Annotated in this window: 14 protein-coding genes; 10 read left to right on the top strand and 4 right to left on the bottom strand. The window is 40.6% G+C overall.

Going from position 1 to position 17,287, the window contains the following annotated elements:
* Window positions 1-18: 18 nt before the first annotated feature.
* The 4 genes from fimD to ACHLI0_RS01100 are packed head-to-tail and all read right to left on the bottom strand — an operon-like array spanning window position 19 to window position 5,567.
* Window positions 19-1,989 carry a fimbrial tip adhesin FimD gene (fimD, locus tag ACHLI0_RS01085; protein WP_490748261.1) on the bottom strand — a complete coding sequence of 657 codons (1,971 nt, stop codon included), beginning with the start codon at window positions 1,987-1,989 and terminating at the stop codon, window positions 19-21.
* 8 nt (window positions 1,990-1,997) lie between these two features.
* Window positions 1,998-3,446: a DUF4906 domain-containing protein gene (locus ACHLI0_RS01090; RefSeq protein WP_490748262.1), complete on the bottom strand. Its 1,449-nt coding sequence runs from the start codon at window positions 3,444-3,446 to the stop codon at window positions 1,998-2,000.
* Window positions 3,447-3,458: 12 nt separating this feature from the next.
* Window positions 3,459-4,331, bottom strand: a complete 873-nt coding sequence (locus ACHLI0_RS01095; RefSeq protein WP_490748263.1) for a FimB/Mfa2 family fimbrial subunit — start codon at window positions 4,329-4,331, stop codon at window positions 3,459-3,461.
* Between the two features lie 30 nt (window positions 4,332-4,361).
* A complete protein-coding gene (locus ACHLI0_RS01100) occupies window positions 4,362-5,567 on the bottom strand; it encodes a hypothetical protein (protein ID WP_490748264.1) in 1,206 nt (401 codons plus the stop codon).
* A 436-nt stretch (window positions 5,568-6,003) separates the two neighbouring features.
* On the opposite strand from ACHLI0_RS01100, the gene ACHLI0_RS01105 reads away from it, so the two are divergent.
* The 10 genes from ACHLI0_RS01105 (at window position 6,004) to ACHLI0_RS01150 (ending at window position 17,239) form a co-directional block, all read left to right on the top strand.
* Complete coding sequence (locus ACHLI0_RS01105; RefSeq protein ID WP_490748265.1) at window positions 6,004-6,951, top strand: tyrosine-type DNA invertase cluster 3b; 948 nt, start codon at window positions 6,004-6,006, stop codon at window positions 6,949-6,951.
* 351 nt (window positions 6,952-7,302) lie between these two features.
* Complete coding sequence (locus tag ACHLI0_RS01110; RefSeq protein ID WP_413555185.1) at window positions 7,303-7,881, top strand: UpxY family transcription antiterminator; 579 nt, start codon at window positions 7,303-7,305, stop codon at window positions 7,879-7,881.
* 6 nt (window positions 7,882-7,887) lie between these two features.
* Window positions 7,888-8,244, top strand: a complete 357-nt coding sequence (locus ACHLI0_RS01115) for a UpxZ family transcription anti-terminator antagonist (RefSeq protein ID WP_490748266.1) — start codon at window positions 7,888-7,890, stop codon at window positions 8,242-8,244.
* A gap of 291 nt (window positions 8,245-8,535) precedes the next feature.
* The gene (locus tag ACHLI0_RS01120; RefSeq protein ID WP_413555184.1) at window positions 8,536-10,479 is read left to right on the top strand and encodes a polysaccharide biosynthesis protein; all 1,944 of its coding nucleotides are present in this window, start codon (window positions 8,536-8,538) and stop codon (window positions 10,477-10,479) included.
* Between the two features lie 19 nt (window positions 10,480-10,498).
* Window positions 10,499-10,927, top strand: a complete 429-nt coding sequence (locus ACHLI0_RS01125) for a BT0820 family HAD-type phosphatase (RefSeq protein WP_178069596.1) — start codon at window positions 10,499-10,501, stop codon at window positions 10,925-10,927.
* 17 nt (window positions 10,928-10,944) lie between these two features.
* The gene (locus ACHLI0_RS01130; protein ID WP_178069595.1) at window positions 10,945-11,742 is read left to right on the top strand and encodes a polysaccharide biosynthesis/export family protein; all 798 of its coding nucleotides are present in this window, start codon (window positions 10,945-10,947) and stop codon (window positions 11,740-11,742) included.
* Window positions 11,743-11,758: 16 nt separating this feature from the next.
* A complete protein-coding gene (locus ACHLI0_RS01135) occupies window positions 11,759-14,212 on the top strand; it encodes a GumC family protein (RefSeq protein WP_178069594.1) in 2,454 nt (817 codons plus the stop codon).
* Window position 14,213: 1 nt separating this feature from the next.
* On the top strand, window positions 14,214-15,416 hold the full coding sequence (locus ACHLI0_RS01140; RefSeq protein WP_178069601.1) for a DegT/DnrJ/EryC1/StrS family aminotransferase: 1,203 nt from the start codon (window positions 14,214-14,216) through the stop codon (window positions 15,414-15,416).
* A gap of 8 nt (window positions 15,417-15,424) precedes the next feature.
* Window positions 15,425-16,060: a sugar transferase gene (locus ACHLI0_RS01145; protein ID WP_178069600.1), complete on the top strand. Its 636-nt coding sequence runs from the start codon at window positions 15,425-15,427 to the stop codon at window positions 16,058-16,060.
* Window positions 16,061-17,239, top strand: coding sequence for an ATP-grasp domain-containing protein (locus ACHLI0_RS01150; protein WP_178069593.1), 1,179 nt, complete (start codon window positions 16,061-16,063; stop codon window positions 17,237-17,239).
* The last annotated feature ends 48 nt before the right edge of the window (window positions 17,240-17,287 follow it).

Genomic DNA, 17,287 nt, shown 5'->3' on the forward strand with positions numbered 1-17,287 from the left:
TTTTAATCCACTCGTTGGTTACCGGATGTCCCGAACACATCGTACGGATGCGTATAAAGAACCGGAGTTTCCTCCTTGTCCCACGCGGGGGTCCATAAAGCGGACGGAACTTTCTGCATCCGCACTCCAGTAATATTGACCTTCAAGTATTTGTTTCACTTCGCATACCTTGACGTTCTGCAGAATGTCTATCAGATAAATTTCTGCTTTTGTCGGCATTCTCCAGTCAGAGTATGTTTCTCCCGTAGTCGCATCCCTTTCCACATAATCGCGGCATTTGATTCTTGAAGCTGCATACGTAGCGGCTGTTGTTGTACCGTGTTGTGACGCAAGCATCATGTGCGGAGAGATTCTACGGTTATTTTCTTCCGTGTCGATGCTGGCTCCGTCGCTGTCTGTCAGCGGATATCCCAGTACGGCATTGTTACGTATATAAGCGGCATACGATGCACTCAATACCGGGTCCGGTGCATAATGCGTAAATCCGCTGTCGAATGCTTCATCAAACTCATCCGGATCGGGGAGTGTGGAGAAGTCCGCAACGAAAGAATTCATGATGTACATTTTCGTATTGTTCTGACCCTGACTTCCGCCCGGAGCGTCGGCAGAGATATCCGAACCGATATATAAAGCCGGATATTGCGACACCGTGACATCCTGTGTCAATCCTGCACCGTTCTTCACCTGGAACGTAATTTCTTTCGCCAGGAAGTTTTCGGGAAGCGGACTGGTGATGCTGATCGTGCCCGATTTGGCATTCGGAGTCGCTGCGATATTGACTTCCTTACCTCCGTTGGCAACCGTCACTCCGTTTACGGTAATCTTGCTGATTTCCACATCCGGTGTTGACGACTGGAAAGTTGTGGTGTACTGGGTACTGTTCGGCATTGATATCTTGGTGTCTTTTACGTAGATAAAGTTGATACCTTCTACTGATACCAGTATTTCGTGAGTTGTCCAGTCCTGTATGGTGTATGCGGCATCCAGTGTGACGGCGGTATGCGGATCGGTATCACCCTTCTTGTCTATGTTTACCTGAATATCGTACAGATGGTTGCGCTCCAGCTTATAAAGGCTTTCCGTTTGCCCTGTGCTTCCGTTCGGTAAACGATAGTTTACGGGTATCCTGTAATAATTCTGTGTCGTAGTCGTTCCTTCGGTATTCTTTACCGGTACATTGATCAGTACATACGTTTCCCGGTTCGTATCCTTCGTCCAGTCGTTGGCATACGAATAAAGAATGATCTGATCGTTGTATCCGGCACCTGTGTTTTGTTCCGTAAACGAACTCATGCTTTGCAGATCCGAAACGACAAGCGTTCCTTGTGTAATCGCTGATCCGTCGGCTGCATAATTCACCAGTTTCTTATAAGGTATATTATTCTCCAGTGGAGTATATCCGTTCACATAGTTCAGGCTGATTCTGATTTTAGCCGCAGCACGTTTCAGAATGACGGGAATCTCTTTGTTGACGATTATTCCGTCATTCAGTACCATTGTCTGCTGGCCGTCCATAGCGAAAGTATCCTGTTTCTTGTCTGCATCGAGCGTAGAAGCGGGGAGTGCCTTTAACTGAGTCAGGGAAAGCCCGGTGGAAGGGATGGTTTCCGTACTGTTGGCTACTACAAAGATAGTATGATTCGTGTTCAGTGCGAACTTTTCCTGCTCCACATTCAGCGTTTCCCGGTGTTCTCCGGTGCCGGTCAGTTCCGGTGTGAGAGAGAAGTGCTGGTAGAACAGACACTCGTCCGCTCCTTCCCGATAGATGAACACATCCAGTGTTTTTATTGTGTTCTCATTCAATGCGTCTTCTCCGGGTTCTTCTGCAGCGCGGGAGGCGGCAGGGCGGGGAATCGAAAGCTTCAGCGTGATACCGCTTCCGGCTTCAGTTCCTGCTGGCTGCTCTGCCGGCGAATCGTTCTCACAAGAAGTGATTCCCCAGAGCATCAAGAGCATTAATGGAATGATGTATAATCTGTTTCGTTTCATAATTCATACTATTTGTATTCAGTTTGACTGATTAAAATATCGGTGTCATTGTCACCTGGGAACTGGCGGCTGCCGTTGCTTTGTACCGGATTGATCTTGAGTTTTACTCCTTCCACTGTAATGTAGAAGTAAGTGCGTCTCAAAGTGCCGTTCCAAGGTTTGGCGGCTCCGATCTTTATTTCATGGGCATCGCTTCCTGCTATCCCTTTAGAGACGGCGGGGATTCCGTTCACGGAACCGTTCGTGCTGAAAGAAAAATCAAGGCCGTTGGTTAGTGTGGCTGTCCATACAGCACCTGCAGGGGCGGTCAGACTAAAGCTGTAATCGGCGTATGATGTTTCGTTCCGTGCTTCTCCGTTCCATATATATGGAAACTGTACGATGCCTGTAGTAGCTCCGGTGTCGTTGCCATTATAAGGCTGAAGTTTATAGTCTCCTACCTTCACTTCCTGACCGATCTCTGAGTCTACTACCTCCCATGGATAAGGAGTCGTCTTGATGATCAGCTGATTGTCCGGATGATCGAGCATAGCCATCACACGGTAAACCGTATTGTGCAGCAGACTATATTTGTTTTCCGTTTGGCCTGAGTCTGTGATATATCCCCGGTAGGTATGGCTGATTCCATTGAACGATGCCGTTATACGGATATAAGGAGTATTTGCATCCGGCGTACCGGAAGCGACCAGATTACGATACGTATAGAAAGAAGCATGCGCATTGGCGGGAACTACTCCTGACAAATCCGATGGCATAGGCTGCAACGTTCCGTTCTCAGTGATGGGCTGCGCCACCTTCTGATACTTGGCATCCGGTGTCATAGCTACCGTCTCCGGATTGCCATATGTAGTAAGTACCTGATTGTTAAACTCGATGGAAGTCACCGTCACATTGTCCTTTTCCAATCCTTGATTCTTAAACATATAAATATCCAGCCGTGCCACCAGTCGCTCCATCGGAACTTCTGCTACCACATAACTACTGTTGATCGGAACTACCTTTTTGCCGACCATCAGAATGCTGCTGTCATCCAGACCAATTCCCTCTACAGTCAGCTGATCCAGCTGGTCCGGCGTCAGATCGGCTGTTATCGGTGTGGAGAACGTCTTGTTCGGGTCGTTGTAATTGGCAATTGCATAAATGATCTTTGTTTGTGGCGACACGTTGACGGAGCGCGAAATCTCCTGCAGCCTCTCCGGAGTAAATTCCGGAATCAGTTCCGAGTATTCGCGACGCTGGTCTTTCTGGTTGAATATATACAGAGCAAGACTAGCAAAGTTTCCATCATTCCCTTTATTCAGAACATCGTTTGCCCGCGTTGTTTGGATCAGAAGATTGAGTCGGGCTTGATCGTTGATTGCATCGGATACCGGGTTCTCGTTTTCACTACAGGAGTAAGCCAGGAGAGCCAGGACAAACATCTGTAAATAGATCCGATATTTAAATTTTAATTTCATATACGTAAGGGGTTATTGCCCCGGTCTGATCACTTCTTCGTCCCAGGGTTTTACAGTGACGGCAGTTCCGTTGAAATAGATACGAATACCTATTGCAGCTTCGTTGATACCGTCTACGGTAATATCATTATCTTTCATGAAGTCCTTCAATTGCAAGGTATACAGCCCTTCTCCGGTCTGTGTGTTTCGTAATTGCAGGTATACTTCATTCTCATTATTAAATCGTAAAACATTATATTTCGCGCCAAATTTCTGTGTGCCGGAATCAAAGCTGACTGTGGGATAATAGGTGATACGTTCGTTCGAGAACGTTTTGGTAAAGTCCACTGTCGAACTCAGGTTACCCATTTCTATACTGACAGGCAGAGCTTCTGCCCGCATATCACTTGCATCCAGACCTTCCAGTTCGATGCGCATTTTGATATGTGCACTGTTGAAAGGAACGGTGTCCACCTTGTAGCCTTCGTTGATAATCACAATATCTCTTTCTCCAAAATACAGGCTGTCATTAGTCGATATCAGTTCTTTGGTGAAGTAATGAGGTGCCCCGACAATACTGTTTTTCGGGGAGGCACCATCATTAATTTGGGTGTCATCGAGAGAGTTTCCCCAGCATACCACATGATACTGACCACTTGGTAAGTTCAGGGTCGTACCCTGTTGCCGTCTCAGCTCGCTCTTGTCAAGAACCGTCTTTTGTATACAAACGTTGTTTTCGTTGTATACATACATATCCACTTTTTCTATTTTCTGAAGAAAGATATCCTCTGTGCCGTCACCCAGATAATCGAAGTATAAAGTTGTTTCACAATCATCCAGATTTTCCTTTATACACCCCGTTACTGTCACCAGTAACAGGATGTATAGAATCATTGCCTTCTTCATATCTTTGGTTTATTGTAAGGATGCAGAGGTTTACTGTTCCAGATCGAATCCTGGAGTGATTGTTTCTTCATTCCATGGAGCGATGGTGACATGTACCAATACATTATATTGCACATTTCCGAGGTCGTTGTCCAGCATGGGGACTAACTCGATTTCCATGTTATACAGCGTACCGGGTTTGAAGTCGGCGGCAGTCATTTCCGTATTGATTTCTTTGTAGTACTTCACCAGGTTGGCAAAACGGGCGTTGTTGGCCAGTTCGGGGTTAAATACTTCGAGGTCGGTGGATGCCAGTCCAGTTATATTCAAGTCAGCAAGATCCAGATGCAGTTGCGGTATGGCAGTGCCCGGGAAGAAGTTGAATGCATAACACTTGCCGGCTAAGTCCAGCGGCAGGTTACCGTATGCATTGTCAGCGCTGTTATAGAGAATATAGCTGGCAAATGCAGCTGCGTCTACACTAGGAGTGGTATCAAATATCCACATACCATTTTGGATATGGTTCTCGAATGTAGAGTTAAGTAACAGGTCCTGCAATGTTCCCGGTTGGTTGAAGGTATTATAGAAGTTGTTCATATAAAGCCCTTTTACATTACCCGTAAATCCTGTCCATGAAACAGTTGCTTTCTTGTTTACTCCGTCAATGGAACGGGTAAATTCGAAGTTTCCTGCGTTTTTGAAAGAGATTTTTGTAATCTGCATACGTGCTACGATAGGAGCTATGGTTACTTCGGCAGTATAAGTTTTTCCTGCTGTTGGAGTCGGCTCTATCGGCTCATTAACGATTGGTTTCAGATCATCGTCCATACCGTAATACATTACTGCGCTGCCTTGCTGGTTTGCCAGTTTGGTATTGATCACATTATTGTTTACGGCATTGCCCGGATTTCCGTAAATGTACACTTTAGATACAGATTGAGGTGTATTGATAAATTTCAATCCTTTGGTGGGGTCGGTAAGCTTGTTCCAGTCAGAGTTGAGTACTTCATCTTTGGTGACTGTCTTGGAAGTGATGATCTTTCCACTGGCGTCGGTCAGATTGATTAATACACTGCTCACGTCTTTTACGTCAGATGTGATGATGTCCGATGGAGAGGACGCTCTCGACTTAATTCCGCTTATTGATACTGAAAGAGATTTTATTTCGTCCTGTGAACTCGAAAACTCTTCTTTGTCACTGCAGGAAAATAATGCTATACTTGTGATCCCTGCTAATAATAGCTGTTTAATATTCATGTCTTTTAAAAAATAAATGTTGATAAATTTCTCCTTTATGATTCATTCTACGTAGGTTTCATTTGGGATTATAACAACAACAGGTTTCGAGGAAAGTTTTAAAAAGTGTGTTCTATTTCGGTGCTATATAGGGTAAAAGTGGTGTTTTTAATGAATATTATCCAATTTTGTAATAAATCCAATTTAGTTCTCTTTTTAATGGAAGGATTCTTTTGCATTTCACTTTATATCGTAATGTTGTGAAATTAGATTTCAGGAGAGTATATGGGATATGGCAAAGACGAGAATTTTTTCTTATTCGGTTTTCCTTTTTATAGTCTGTTGCTCATTTGGCTGTCTGCGCTTGGTTTTAAGTAGTTTTTGCGATAGTTAAAACAATTGGTTGCTAAATCGTTTTTTTCGTCTTATCATTGTGTAAATTTACTAGTGGATATATATGAATAAAAATGGATTTAGCCGCTGTGCGGAGTCGTACATCGGTCGTTTACAAAAAGAAGGGCGTCATTCTACGGCCCATGTTTATAAGAATGCTGTTTTTTCTTTCACCCGGTTTTGTGGTACTGTCAGTGTGTCATTCAGGCAAGTCACCCGTGAGCGTTTGCGTTGCTACGGGCAGTACCTTTATAGCTACGGTCTGAAGCCGAATACGGTATCAACGTATATGCGTATGCTTCGCAGTATCTATAATAGAGGAGTAGAGTCGGGCAAGGCTCCGTATGTGCATCGTCTGTTTCATGATGTTTATACGGGAGTGGATATTTGTCAGAAGAAAGCGTTGCCTGTCGGCGAACTTCACCGTCTTCTCTATGAAGATCCCAAGTCGGAACGTTTGCGTCGTACGCAGGCTATCGCTGCCTTGATGTTCCAATTCTGCGGAATGTCTTTCGCTGACCTTGCCCATTTGGAGAAATCGTCACTGGAACAGAATATCCTCCGGTATAACCGTGTCAAGACGAAAACTCCGATGAGTGTAGAAATACTGGATACTGCACAGGATATGATCAGCCAGCTTCGCAACTGCCGGCCTTCCCGCCCGAATTGCCCAGACTATCTGTTCAACATCCTTCTTGGTGACAAGAAGAGGGAGGATGAAAGTGCGTATCGGGAATATCAGTCTGCTCTCCGCAGGTTTAACAATCGTCTGAAAGGACTGGCAAAAGCTCTTCGGCTGACTTCTCCCGTCACTTCCTATACCATCCGTCATTCCTGGGCTACTACCGCCAAGTATCGTGGTGTTCCTATTGAAATGATCAGCGAATCGTTGGGGCATAAGTCGATCAAGACTACTCAGATTTATCTGAAAGGTTTCGGCCTGCAAGAACGCACAGAAGTGAATCGAAAGAATTTATCTTACGTGAAGGACTGGGTTGCAGGACGGGCGTAAATGTGCAAAATATTAATAATCAGTATTAAAGTATGTAAGTTACTTCTTAGGTAACGGATTTAAATTTGGCGCAAAGATAGACAAAAACACAGGTAATAAACAAATAAAATCCCACTTTTTTTAGTTTTATCCGAAATATAAGGCAAAAGTGTATCTGGACATGAAAAAATACTTATTTTCATGTACTGCCCTTATATGCCTATTTCTTATTATAATATATATCTTCTTTTAGGGCATAAACTCCTCCTACGGCATATTTGTAGATGTTTTTCTGCTTTCTTGATTATTTTTGATTTAATGTATGTTTTTCCGTTACCTAAGAAGTAACGGAAATATATGGGGTAAAAAAACATGATTCTAACAAAAGAGAAATCAGCCATCCTCGGGACCAAAAATGGGACAGGGGAGGGCGTAGCGTGCTTAAAACGCTGGTATGTGGCTCATGTTCGCATACATCACGAAAAAAAAGTAGCCGAACTTTTGGGGAAAATGGGAATTGAAACTTTTGTTCCGGTTCAACAGGAGATTCATCAATGGAGTGATCGTCGTAAATTAGTTGAGGCTGTTCTTTTACCAATGATGGTATTTATTCATGCTGATCAGAAAGAACGAATGGCAGCTTTGACCATTTCTACGGTAAGTCGTTATATGGTCTTACGTGGTGAGGGAAAGCCTGCTGTAATTCCTGACGAACAAATGGCACGTTTTCGTTTTATGCTTGACTATTCAGAAGAGGCAATTTCTATGAACTGCTCTCCTTTGGCTCGTGGTGAGAGGGTCAGAGTAGTTAAAGGACCTTTAACTGGATTGATTGGCGAACTAGTCACATTAGATGGGAAAAGCAAAGTCGCTGTTCGTTTGGATAAGTTGGGGTGTGCTTGTGTTGATATGCCTGTTGGCTATGTTGAACGTCTTGGTGAGAAAAACTAATTGACAATGGAGGTTTTGTGTTTAGAGGAAAAAATAGATAAACTTCAGAGTATAGCTTGCACATTACTCCGTATGGGTCAGAATAGAAGATATATATATGCTGATGATCTTTTCCTGTTCAATAATGAAATTAATGAACTAATCAATGACTTGTATCCCTACCGAGGTATAACAATAGAACAAGAATTTGCTTTATGTTTGGCTCTTTTGCGTGGATATAGTGTTTCTATTAATGCCAATCCAAATGATGAAGAGAAGAAACGTAATGTTTTGACTCGTACTCGAATTGTTCTGAGAAATTTGTCTTCTTCAAGTTTGAAAGAACAGTTGCTTTCAGTTTATAATGAGTTAAGGGTTATATGAATTCAGTTGAAATTTTCAAAATAAATAATGATACACACAGGCTTAATAGCATATTTCTATTTACTATATTCTGGTATTCGCTTAATCTTTTTTGGCAATGTTTCTACTATTCAAATCAATAATCGTGCGCGAAGTTCTTCGATTTGGCACATATACTCTTTTTCTACCATTCTTTTATGCCAAGTATGTTTTTATTAGAATAACATACAAAGGGTATTTACTAAACTAATTTATTTATTAATCAAGAAGATAACTCAATGTTATGCTATTGAGTAGTTACAAGAAAAAAAGATGAATTTACGTTATTATCGCTGGCGTTTGGCGTTTGGTCGCTTAGTTAATTTGCAGTATATCAACCGCTGGATTATATTCTGCTCGGATCTCTTTGTATCCTTGTGTGTATCCTTAATAGGAGTGTTAGGTCTATTTTCCATTTTACATGTGCATGTGGGAGGAATGGATGTTTTGAAAGTGGGATGTAGCTCGTTTGTGGCAAGCGTACTTTCGTTTTTGGTTTTCAAGGTTTATCATGGAGTCATTCGGCATTCGACATTGCGTGGGTTGTGGCGAATTGGTGGTGTTGGTATTCTTAAATCTATCTTGATGTATTTGATACTTGTTGCATTACGAACAGATTTCAGCCTCTCGGTTTATTTGGTAGGTGGAATTGCGGATTGTACGTTGACAATTGTCATGTTGGTGGCTTTACGCGTTTTCGTTATTAATGTATATAATAGTGTCTTGTCTCAGTTAGGTAAAAAACAGGAACGCGTTCTTGTCTTTGATACGGGTGAAGAGAGTGTGATGATTGCTACATCACCCAATCGGCATGTGTTTATGCAAAATTATAGTGTTGTCGGTTTCCTGACATTTGGGAATTCTAAGAGGAATCTTCGGATAGCAGAACTACCGGTTTATCAAATAGCTGAGATGGATGATTTATTGCGCTTAATCCCGAGAAATAATTTGGATGGTGTTCTTTTTCCGAACATAAAAGCCGTACAACGTGAACGTGATCGTTTAGTTCGTTATTGTGAGCAAGGTTCATTGAGGATTCTGGTTGTTCCGGATATGGAGGAGGTACATGGTGGTGAGGTAAAACATTCCATACGTGAGATTCGTATTGAAGACTTGTTGGGAAGAGAGGAAAACAAGGTCAATTTGGATAAGATTGGAAATTTGCTGATGGGAAAGACTATTTTGGTAACAGGAGCTGCTGGAAGTATAGGTAGTGAGATATGTCGCCAGTTGGCACATTTCCCGATTCGTCAACTGGTTTGTTTGGATTCCGCTGAAACTCCCATGCATAATCTTCGTCTGGAACTGGAGAGGAAGTTCAGTGACTTGAATTTTGTTCCGGTAATAGGTGATGTTCGTAATTTAGATCGTGTTGACTATGTGTTCCGCAATTGGCGCCCGCAGGTCGTATTTCATGCAGCTGCTTACAAACATGTTCCGCTAATGGAAGAGAATCCTTGTGAGGCGGTACGTACGAATGTATTTGGTACTCGCGTGATAGCAGATGCAGCAGTGAATTACGGCGTTGAGAAGTTTGTGATGATCAGTACAGATAAGGCTGTCAATCCAACGAATATTATGGGTTGTAGTAAGCGCCTGGCAGAGATTTACGTCCAAAGTTTGAACATGGCGATTGAAAAGGGAGAGGTTAAGGGTGAAACGAAATTCATTACAACTCGTTTTGGTAATGTGTTGGGTAGTAATGGTTCAGTGATTCCCCGTTTTCGTGAGCAGATCGCGAATGGAGGTCCTGTCACTGTTACGCATAAAGATATTATTCGTTATTTCATGACGATTCCGGAAGCTTGCTGGTTAGTGCTGGAAGCTGGTACGATTGGTCAAGGTGGAGAGATCTTTGTCTTCGATATGGGACAGCCTGTAAAGATTGCAGATTTGGCTAAGCGTATGATAGAATTGTCTGGTCTGCAAGTTGATAAGGATATCGAAATAAAATATACTGGTCTCCGTCCCGGAGAGAAATTGTATGAGGAACTCTTAAACTGCAAGGAAAATACAAAGGAGACTTCACATGAAAAGATTCGTGTAGCATCAGTTCGTGAGTATGTATATAAAGATGTTGTCGAACATATTCAAACTTTGGGCGAAATGTCACTTCATGTACAAATCCTTCCGATGGTTAGGGAGATGAAGACATTTGTACCAGAGTTTAAAAGTCAGAATTCTCAATTTGAGAAATTAGATAAAGAAAAGGTGTAAATAATAAAAAATAAGAATCGTGATCATAGCGGTAGACTTCGATGGTACAATTGTCGAGCATAAATATCCGATGATTGGGAAAGAGCTTCCATTTGCCATCGAGACATTAAAGAAGATAAGAGATGAACGCCATAAACTGATTTTGTGGACAGTTCGTGAGGGACATTTGTTAGAGGAAGCTTTGGCTTTCTGTCGTGAGCGTGGCTTAGAGTTCTACGCCGTGAACCGTGATTATCCGGAAGAGGAGAAGGGTAAGAATAACCATTTTTCTCGCAAGTTAAAGGCGGATATTTTCATAGATGACCGTAATCTAGGGGGGCTTCCAGACTGGGGGACAATTTATGAGATGATAAACCAAAAAATGTCTTTTGAGGATTTGATGAAAAAATATGAGTCTGAATATAAACCGGCAAGATCTAAAAGCTTTTTCTCTCGTTTTTTTAGATAATAAATTAAGATATATATATGAAGTTTAAAAAGAATCTATTACTGCTGGCACTGGCTTTGTCAATAGCTGGTTGTACCTCCTATAAAAATGTTCCTTATTTTCAGAATCCGGAGGTTGTGAATAATTCTAGTGAGTTTTTTCCTCTGTATGACGCAAAGATCATGCCGAAGGATTTGTTGAGTATCACTATTAATACGACAGACCCTCAAGCTGCTACTCCATTCAATTTAACTGTGCAAACCCCATTGAATGCAGCATTGACTAATATTAATACTACTACTCAGCCATCATTACAGCAATACTTGGTAAATAATGCTGGTGAGATTGATTTTCCAGTACTCGGAACATTGAAAGTAGGAGGACTGACAAAAGACGAGGCAGAGGCTCTTATTCGGGAAAAATTAAAGCCATATTTAAAAGAGGATCCGATAGTGACGGTACGCATGGCGAACTATAAAATATCTGTATTGGGTGAGGTTGCCCGTCCGGGTAGTTTTACAATCAGCAATGAGAAAGTCAATGTATTGGAAGCTTTGGCGATGGCAGGTGACATGACAATTTACGGTGTACGTGACGATGTGAAGTTGATACGTGAAGATATCAATGGCAAGCGTAGTATCATTAATTTAAGCTTAAATGATGCTAGTATCGTTACATCTCCATTTTATTACTTGAAACAAAACGATATTATATATGTAACTCCGAACAAAACGAAAGCGAAGAATTCAGATATAGGTAATAGTACGACTTTGTGGGTTAGTGCCACGTCCATTCTTGTTTCTATAGCAAGTTTGTTAGTGAACATCCTTAAATAATTAGATAGCTAGACAAATGACAGACGAAAGAAATATTTCTACCGACAACATTGAAGCGGAACAGGAGATTGATTTAATAGCACTTTTTTTTAAATACTTTTTTTATTGGCGTTGGTTTGTTACTGGCGTATTAGTATGTTGTATAGTAACTTACCTGTTTCTACGTTATCAAACGCCAGTATATAAAATCACCAGTTCGGTACTGATTAAAGAAGAAGACAAACGTGGTGGATCTGTAGCTAATCCATTAGCCGCCATCCAAGATTTAGGTATGTTTTCTATGACGAACAATTTTAATAATGAAGTAGAGATATTAAAATCTCGTTCATTAATAAAGAAAGTAGTGAATGATTTAGGACTATACATCCGAACATCAGAAAAACGTCCGTTCGGCTATGCGATTCCACTTTATCAAAATACTCCGGTGAGGGTTTATATGACTCCTGAGGAAGCAGAAAATCTGAAAGAATCGATAAAACTAGATATCACTTACACGAAATCCGGTAAGCTATCAGCTAAGGTTGAATATGCATTGAATGATGAGAAACAAGAGGTAGAGCAATCTTTTGATCAATTACCAGCTGTATTCCCGACTCCAGTGGGCGTGTTAAGTTTTACACAAGGGGATTCTTTATATATGAAGAATAATGAGGTCAATTTGATTGCAACAATTAACACACCTACTGAAACCACTGAGACTTATATGAAGGACCTGAGTGTAACGGCATCGTCTCAAACAACAACTATCGCAAAGATTAGTGTTAAAAATACGGTGAAAGAACGAGGTGTGGATTTCATTAATTGTCTAGTAGCTATCTATAATCAAGATGCTAATGATGAAAAAAATGAAGTGGCGCAAAAGACGGCAGAATTTATTGAAGAGCGGATAGGCATCATTAATCATGAATTAGGTAGTGCAGAAAGTGAACTGGCAGATTTCAAACAGCGATCTGGTTTAACGGATTTGACGAGTGATGCTCGCTTGGCTTTACAAGAGAGTTCAAAATATGAGCAACAGAGCACGGAGAGCGCTACTCAGATTCGTCTGGTGCAATTCTTGCGTACTTATATTAATGATCCTGCAAATCAAGATGAGGTAATTCCTGCAAACGTAGGTTTACAGGATCCGAATCTAACGCGGGTAATTGAGCAATACAATACAATGATCATCGAACGAAAGCGGCTGTTGCGGACTTCGTCAGATAGTAATCCAGCGGTAATTAATATGAATACGGGGATTGAGGCAATGCGACGTAATGTTCAGACAACTGTGAACAGTGTCTTACGTGGCTTACAGATTACACAAACGGATATTGAACGACAAGCAAGCAAATTTGAGAGCCGGATCAGTAATGTTCCAAAACAGGAGAAAGAGTTTATGACAATCTCCCGGCAACAAGAGATTAAAGCGACACTGTATATTATGTTATTACAGAAACGGGAGGAAAATGCGATAACTCTCGCTTCTACGGCTAATAACGGTCGAATTATTGAGGAACCATTAGCTGCTAAAGATCCGGTTGCTCCGAGAAAGTTATTCTTTTTTCTAGCAGCTTTGGTAATCGGTTTGTTTATTCCTGTCGTTATAATCTTCGTTGTAGAGTTGTTGAAATATAAAATAGAAAACCGGGGTGATGTGGAGCTACTAACAGATGTGTCCATTCTGGGTGAGCTACCATTAAGTGACGTGCATTCAGGAAAAGGAGCTATTGTGGTACGTGAGAATAAGAATGATATTATGGAAGAAACTTTTCGGGGACTACGTACTAATCTGCTCTTTATGCTGAATAAGGATCAAAAAGTGATTTTATTTTCCTCTACACAACCAGGTGAGGGGAAATCTTTTGTGACAGGTAATCTTGCAGTCAGTTTGGCCTATCTGGGAAAAAAGGTTGTTGTGGTAGGTATGGATATCCGGAAACCAGGTTTGAATAAAGTGTTCGACCTATCTAAAAAGTCAGAGGGTATCTCTAATTATTTAATGGATCCGGAAGGTATTAATCTTTTTAATTTGGTAAGAAGTTCTGGCATTAGCCCGAATTTGGACATTCTTCCTGGTGGATCAATCCCTCCAAACCCGACAGAACTAGTGGCTCGTGATGCATTGGAGAAAGCTATTGATTTATTAAAAGCACGTTATGATTATATACTATTAGATACTGCACCGATTGGTATGGTGACTGATACGGCAATTATCGGTAGAGTAGCAGATATGTGTGTCTATGTTTGTCGAGCAGATGTAACCTCAAAAGCTGGTTTCTCTTATATCAATGTTTTGCGTGATGAAAAGAAGTTTGATAAACTGGCGATAGTGATCAATGGAATTGACCTGAACAAGCGCAAAAATACTTATGGATATGGCTATGGTAAAAAATATGGTTACGGCTATGGCAAGAAATATGGTTATAGATATGGTTATGGGTATGGATATGGTTATGGTTTCGAAGCAGAGATTAAGAAAAAGAAATAGTATGAGAAATATTTTATTTAGTCCTCCTGATATTACGGAGGTAGAAATTAACGAAGTAGTTGACGCATTGAAGTCTGGTTGGATTACAACAGGACCTAAGACTAAAGAATTGGAACGAATGGTTGCAGAATGTTGTCATACATCAAAGGCTGTTTGTTTAAATTCAAATACAGCATGTGCTGAGATGACTTTACGAATATTAGGTGTGGGGGCAGGGGATGAAGTGATAGTTCCGGCTTACACATATACAGCTTCTGCCAGTGTTATAGAACACGTTGGAGCGACTCTTGTAATGGTTGATTGTGAACCGGGAAAATTTACAATGGATTATGAAAGATTGGAAGCTGTAATTACTGAGAGAACTAAAGTTATAATTCCTGTAGATTTATTTGGAATTCCATGTGATTATGATAGGATTTTTGATATTGTAGAGCGGAAGAAAGGATTATTTAATCCAAGTGATAATAGCATTCAACAGGCTATAGGAAGAGTGATAGTTATGGCCGATGCAGCCCATTCTTTTGGTGCTTTTTATAAAAAACGTCCTATAGGGTCGATTGCGGATTTTACTAATTTTTCTTTTCATGCAGTTAAGAATCTTACAACTGCAGAAGGAGGAGCTGTAGTTTGGAGGGATATTTGTAATATTGATAATAATGAGTTATATCATAAATATATGCTGTTGAGTCTGCATGGTCAAAGTAAAGATGCGTTGGCAAAAACAAAATTAGGAGTATGGGAATATGATATCTTAGGACCATGGTATAAGTGTAATATGACGGATGTATGTGCGGGAATAGGTTTAGGACAGATGAGAAGATATAATCAGATTTTAACTCGCCGGAAAGAAATAATTAATCGTTATAATACGGCTTTCGCTGATCTTCCTCTTTCTGCAGTGACACATTATACAGATAGCTATACATCTTCAGGACACTTGTACATTGTGAAATTAGATGGATGTGGAGCGGAACAAAGAGATAAGTTTATAGAAAACATGGCGGAGCTTGGTGTGGCTACAAATGTTCATTATAAACCTCTCCCTATGCATACTGGATATCAGAAACTTGGGTTTAGAATAGAAGATTATCCAATGGCTTATGAACAGTTTAAAAATGTGGTAACATTACCCTTACATACTTGCTTATCAGATGAGGATGTGGACTATGTGATAGAATGTGTGGGAAAATGTTTAGAACAATGAAAAATGTTTTGTACAAGAAATATATAAAGCGGTGCTTGGATTTTATTCTCGCATTAATAATCTTACCATTTGTTTTGCTTTTAATCATTGTCATGACTCCTATTATTTATATCTCCGATCCTGGTCCGATATTCTATCGTGGATTGAGAAGAGGTATTGGTGGAAAAGCCTTTAAAATGTTTAAATTCCGTTCTATGTATGTCAACTCGCCTGATATAAGGAATCAGGATGGATCGACGTTCAATGGTGATAATGATCCAAGAGTAACAAAAGTTGGTAAGTTTATGAGAAAGACCTCTATAGATGAGATTCCGCAACTGCTAAACGTTTTGATAGGAGATATGAGCTTTGTAGGTCCGAGACCTACTTTGGCATCAAAATCATTTGATGAAGTTGAGATGGAGAGAAAGAAGCGATATGATGTGAGACCTGGTATTACAGGTTATGCACAAGCTTATTATAGAAATTCTATCTCACAGAAAGATAAGTTTATTTATGATTTACATTATGTAGATCATGTTTCGTTTCTGCTGGATTTTAGAATAATATTAAAAACAGCTTTATCGGTGTTGAAGCATGAAAATATTTATGTTTCCAAAGAAAAAACTATGATTGGAGGTAATGCTAAGGGAGGAGACTTATAGATGAAAAGATTATTAATTATTGGAGCGTCTATTCTTCAATTACCAGCTATTTTAAAAGCCAAAGAGTTAGGGTTATATGTGGGTGTAGCAGATTTTAATCCGGAAGCAATGGGGATTTCTTATGCTGACGAATATTTCAATGTAAGTACGATAGACGAATTTGGTGTTTACCAAGTAGCGAAAGAGTTTAAGGCTGATGGCATCATGACACTTGCTACTGATATGCCGATGCGGGCTGTTGCTTACGCTACACAAAAATTGGGCCTTGTAGGAATTACTTATGATACTGCAGTTAAGGCAACTGATAAAGGAGAGATGATAAAAGCGTTTGAATCTTCAGGCGTGGAGCATCCATGGTATTATATACTTCAAACGCCGGAAGAATTGGGTACGGTAATTCAAAAGATCACATATCCTTGTATCAGTAAACCCGTAGATAATGCAGGTAGTAGGGGAGTCATGTTGGTTGAAAGCAGTAAAGAATTAGAGAACGCAGTTCGATATAGTTCATCAAATGGACGGAATGGAGAAGTAATTATTGAGGAGTATCTGCAAGGTGATGAAGTAAGTGTTGAGATCATGGTTATTGATGGTGATGTCCATGTGTTGCAGGTTACGGATAAACTGACAACGGGAGCACCTCATTTTGTGGAGATGGGACACAGCCAGCCGAGTCGTTTAGGCGATGAAAATGTGGAGGTAATTAAGGATTTGGCTATAAGAGCGGTGAAGGCTGTTGGTATTGATAGGGGACCTGCTCATGTTGAAATTATGTTGACTTCCAAAGGGCCGAGAATGATTGAACTGGGGGCTAGAATGGGAGGAGATTGCATTACCACTCACCTTGTTCCACTATCTACGGGGATTGATATGGTAAAAGCAACAATACAAATAGCGTTGGGAGAAAAACCTAATATTGTGCCGGAGTTTGAAAAAGGAGCCGCGATACGCTATTTAAAGGAGAAATATGGTATTATTAAAGGTATTTCGGGTATTGATATTGCAGAAAAAATTGATGGTGTTAAACAAATAACACTTGTTAAAACATTAGGAGATAAGGTTGGGGAAATTGGCAGTAGCATTGATCGTATGGGGTATGTGATTACTCAGGCAAGTACTGTAGACGATGCTGTTATCTGTTGTGAGAATGCAATAAAACAAATAGTCATTACTATTTAAGAGTTTTGATTATTTGATTTGAGAATATGATATAAAAAGGAGTATTAT

The organism is Bacteroides sp. RCH18 (assembly GCF_058231005.1).